Below are 4,392 nucleotides of genomic sequence, written 5' to 3'. Positions count from 1 at the left end.
ACGCCTGCCCGCCGCGATGCGGATCCTCGGCATCGACTTCGCCCGCCTCTCCGAAGAAGCCGGGCACGCTTGAGCTTCGCGGAAACCCATGGCAGCGTGCTGGCCTTCGATCTTGGCCTGAAGCGCACCGGCGTGGCGTCGGGCGAATTGTCGATCGGCATCGCGCATCCGCTTTCCGTCATTCAGGCCGGTTCCAGCGAGGAGCGGCTCGCCGCCATCGCCAGGCTGGTCGCCGAATGGCAGCCGGTGCTGCTGGTGCTGGGGCTGCCCACCCACGCCGACGGCAGCGAACATGAAATGACCCGGGTGACCAGAAACTTCGCGCGCAAATTAGAATCGCGCTTCAACCTGCCGGTGTTCCTGGTGGACGAGCGTCACACCAGCACGGCGGCCGAATCCGAACTTCACGCGCGCGGCATCCACGGCAAGAAAAACAAGGCGCTGCTGGACGCCGTCGCCGCACAACTCATACTGCAAGGGTTCTTCGATGCACGCCTCACTGCCTGACGCCAACACCCTGATCGCACGACTCGCCGCCGCCATTACCCCCTCGCTCGCCCCCGACACCCTCGTCGTCGGCATCCACACCGGCGGCGCATGGGTGGCCGAGCGCCTGCATGCGATGCTGCAGTGCGGCATGCCGCTCGGCACGCTCGACATTTCGTTCTATCGCGACGATTTTTCGCGCATCGGCCTGCATCCGCAGGTGAAACCGTCCAGCCTGCCGTTCGACCTGGAAGACCGCGTCATCCTGCTGGTCGACGACGTGCTGCACACCGGCCGCACGGTGCGCGCGGCAATGAACGAACTGTTCGACTACGGCCGCCCGGCCTCGATCCAGCTGGCGGTGCTGGTCGACCGCGGCGGCCACGAGCTGCCGATCCGCCCGGATTTCGCCGGCCTCGTGCTCGACGTCCCCGAGCACCAGAACATCAATCTTTCCCGGCTGGACGACGGCCATCTGACCCTCTCGATTGCATGAACCCACAACTCACTGAAGACGGCAGGCTGCGCCACCTGCTCACGCTCGACGGCCTGCCGCGCGCCATCCTGACGCAGATCCTCGACACCGCCGAATCCTTCATGGACGTCGGCGAGCGCGAAGTCAAGAAAGTCCCGCTGCTGCGCGGAAAGTCGATCTTCAACCTGTTCTTCGAGCCGTCGACGCGCACCCGCACCACCTTCGAGATCGCCGCCAAGCGGCTGTCCGCCGACGTCGTCAACCTCAACATCGCCACCTCCAGCCAGACCAAGGGCGAGGCGATCCTCGACACCGTCGACAACCTCGCCGCGATGCACGCCGACATGTTCATCGTGCGTCATGGGCAGTCGGGTGCTGCGCACTTCATCGCGCGCCACGTCGCGCCGCACATCTCGGTGGTCAACGCCGGCGACGGCCGTCACGCGCACCCGACCCAGGGCCTGCTCGACATGTTCACCATCCGCCGCTACAAGGGCGAGTTCCACAACCTGACCGTGGCCATCGTCGGCGATGTGCTGCATTCGCGCGTGGCGCGCTCGCAGATCCACGCCCTGACCACGCTGGGGGTGCCGGAAGTGCGCGTCATCGGGCCGAAAACCCTGCTCCCCACCGGGGTCGAGCAGATGGGCGTCAAGGTGTTCCACGACATGGAAGCCGGTCTGCGTGGCTGCGACGTGGTCATCATGCTGCGCCTGCAGAACGAGCGCATGAAGGGCGCGCGCTTGCCGAGCACCCAGGAATACTTCAAGTTCTTCGGCCTGACGCCGGACAAGCTCGCGCTGGCCAAGCCGGACGCGATCGTGATGCACCCCGGGCCGATGAACCGCGGCGTGGAAATCGACTCCGAAGTAGCCGACGGCCCGCAGTCGGTGATCCTGCCGCAGGTGACCTACGGCATTGCGGTGCGGATGGCGGTGATGGCGCTGCTGGCAGGGGGAACGGCATGAAAATCCGGATCAGCAACGGGCGTGTGATCGACCCGATGAGCGCGCGCGACGAAGTCGCCGATATCTACGTCGCCGCCGGCAAGATCGTCAGCATCGGCGCTGCGCCCGCCGACTTCCACGCCAACCGCACGCTCGATGCCAGCGGCCTCGTCGTCTGCCCCGGCCTGGTGGATCTGTCGGTGCGCCTGCGCGAACCTGGCTTTGAATACCGCGCCACGCTGGAATCCGAAATGCTCGCCGCAGCGGCGGGCGGCATCACTTCGCTGGCCTGCCCGCCCGACACCGATCCGCCGCTGGACGAGCCGGGACTGGTGGAAATGCTGAAATTCCGCGCCAAAAATCTGCCGGGACCGCGCGTCTATCCGATCGGCGCCATGACGCAAAAACTCGAAGGCATGATGCTGACCGAAATGGCCGAGTTGACCGAAGCGGGTTGCCGCGCGTTCACCCAGGCCGACGCGCCGATGACCAACAACCAGGTGCTGCTGCGCGCGATGGAATACGCCGCCACCTTCGGCTTCGCCCTCTGGCTGCGGCCACAGGATGTGTCGCTGGCGCGCGGCGGGGTGGCGCACGACGGCGCGATCGCATCGCGGCTGGGTCTGCCCGGCATTCCCGTTCTGGCCGAGACGGTGGCGCTGGCAACGATTCTGCAGCTGGCGCGTGAAACCGGCGCCCGCATCCATCTGGCCCGGCTGTCGGCGCGCGAGAGCATCGCGATGGTGCGCGCCGCCAAGGCACAAGGCCTGGCGATTACCTGCGACGTCGCCACTCCGCACGTGCACCTGTCGGAAAACGACCTCGTCAGCTTCGACTCGCACCTGCACCTGGTGCCGCCGCTGAGGAGCCTGCGCGACCGCGACGCCATCCGCGAGGCGCTGCGCGACGGCTCCGTCGACGCGCTGTGCTCCGACCACACGCCGGTCGACGAAGACGCCAAGCAGGTACCGTTCGGCGAATCCGTTCCGGGCGCATCCGGCGTCGAACTGCTGCTGCCACTGACGCTGAAATGGGCGCGCGAGATGGGCGTGCCGCTGATGCAGGCAATCGATCTGATTTCGTGGAAGCCGGCGCAGATCCTGGGTGTCCCCGGCGGCAATCTGGCGGTGGGCAGCTACGCCGACATCTGCATCTTCGACGAAACCGCCGACTGGGTCGTCACCCCCAAAGCCCTGACCAGCCAAGGCGACAACACGCCCTTCCTCAACCACCCGATGCAGGGCCGGGTGCGCTACACGCTGATCGACGGCCATATCGATTTTGAAGCCCCGCGCTGATCGACGCCGCGGCGCCGATGGCGGCTAGCCCGGCCGCCATGCCGCGCGCGTCCTTTCCGATATTGCTCGTCAGCCTGCTTGGCGGGGCACTGGCCGTCGCCGGCTTCGCCCCGTTCGCGTTCTGGCTGTTGCCGACGGCGAGCCTCGCCGTGCTGTTCTGGCTGCTGGCGCATACGTCCTCGATGCGCGCAGGCTTCCTCATCGGCCTGGCGTGGGGGCTGGGCTTTTTCATCGCCGGGGTGAGCTGGGTATTCGTCAGCCTGTCGGTATACGGCGGCATGGCGGCATGGCTGGCGACGCTGGCGACCTTTTTGTTTTGCGCCTTCCTGGCGCTGTTCCCGGCCGCAGTCGGCGCCCTGCAAGCGTACCCTGCAGGGCATAAGCGCTGGCGCATCCCGCCGGCGCTGCGTTTGTTGGTGCTGATACCGTTGCTGTGGGGCGCGTCGGAATGGGTGCGCGGCTGGATTTTCACCGGCTTTCCGTGGCTGGTGATGGGCTATTCGCAAGTTCCCGCCAGCCCGCTGGCGGGCTTCGCACCGCTGTTCGGCGTGTATGGCGTGTCGTTCCTGCTGGCGCTTGCGGCGGCAGGACTGGCATGGATGCTGACAAGTCCGCGCCGCGCAAAGCCGAAATTATGGGCAGCCGCCTGCCTCGTGGCGCTGGGGGTCGGCGGCCAAGGCTTGCGCGGCATCATGTGGACCACACCGGACGGGACGCCGACAACGGTCGCGCTGCTGCAGGGCAACATCCCGCAGGACATGAAATGGCAGCCGGAGAAAACCCGCGCCACCCTGGAAAGCTACGCGCGCATGGCAGCCGCCTCGCCCGCGCAGCTGATCGTGCTGCCGGAAACCGCGCTGCCGCTGTTCGAAGCCGACCTCCCCGACGGCTATCGCGCCGCGCTGGCGTCGATCGGCCAGAAAAACGGCGGCGACGTGCTGGCCGGACTGCCGACCGGCTCGCCGCAGGGCGCCTACTACAACAGCGCGATCAGCCTCGGCAGCGCACCCAGCCAGCGCTACCACAAGGTGCATCTGGTGCCGTTCGGCGAAACCATTCCGCTGAAGGCCGTGTGGGGCTGGATCATTCAGGTGCTGCACATTCCGCTGTCGGATTTTGCGCGCGGCGCGATCGACCAGCGTCCGCTCGCCATCGGCGGCCAGCGGGTGGCGGTCAACATCTGCTA

Annotated in this window: 5 protein-coding genes; all 5 read left to right on the top strand. The window is 67.0% G+C overall.

All coding sequences use genetic code 11. From position 1 onward, the window contains the following. The first annotated feature begins 69 nt into the window (after nt 1-69). Nucleotides 70-507, top strand: a complete 438-nt coding sequence (ruvX, locus tag Q0L94_RS11230; protein WP_296753314.1) for a Holliday junction resolvase RuvX — start codon at nt 70-72, stop codon at nt 505-507. Then, the gene (pyrR, locus tag Q0L94_RS11225; protein ID WP_296753312.1) at nt 488-982 is read left to right on the top strand and encodes a bifunctional pyr operon transcriptional regulator/uracil phosphoribosyltransferase PyrR; all 495 of its coding nucleotides are present in this window, start codon (nt 488-490) and stop codon (nt 980-982) included. The genes ruvX and pyrR overlap by 20 nt, the downstream gene beginning before the upstream one ends. Beyond that, nucleotides 979-1,929, top strand: coding sequence for an aspartate carbamoyltransferase catalytic subunit (locus Q0L94_RS11220; protein WP_296753310.1), 951 nt, complete (start codon nt 979-981; stop codon nt 1,927-1,929). Before pyrR ends, Q0L94_RS11220 begins: the two co-directional genes overlap by 4 nt. Continuing rightward, nucleotides 1,926-3,206: a dihydroorotase gene (locus tag Q0L94_RS11215; protein WP_296753309.1), complete on the top strand. Its 1,281-nt coding sequence runs from the start codon at nt 1,926-1,928 to the stop codon at nt 3,204-3,206. Before Q0L94_RS11220 ends, Q0L94_RS11215 begins: the two co-directional genes overlap by 4 nt. A 38-nt stretch (nt 3,207-3,244) precedes the next feature. Then, on the top strand, nt 3,245-4,392 hold a 1,148-nt coding region (gene lnt / locus Q0L94_RS11210; RefSeq protein WP_296753307.1), incomplete at its 3' end, for an apolipoprotein N-acyltransferase.

The sequence above is a fragment of the Thiobacillus sp. genome (assembly GCF_024708915.1).
The sequence above is the reverse complement of the archived record's forward strand: the minus strand, read 5'-3'. Positions and strand labels throughout refer to the sequence as shown.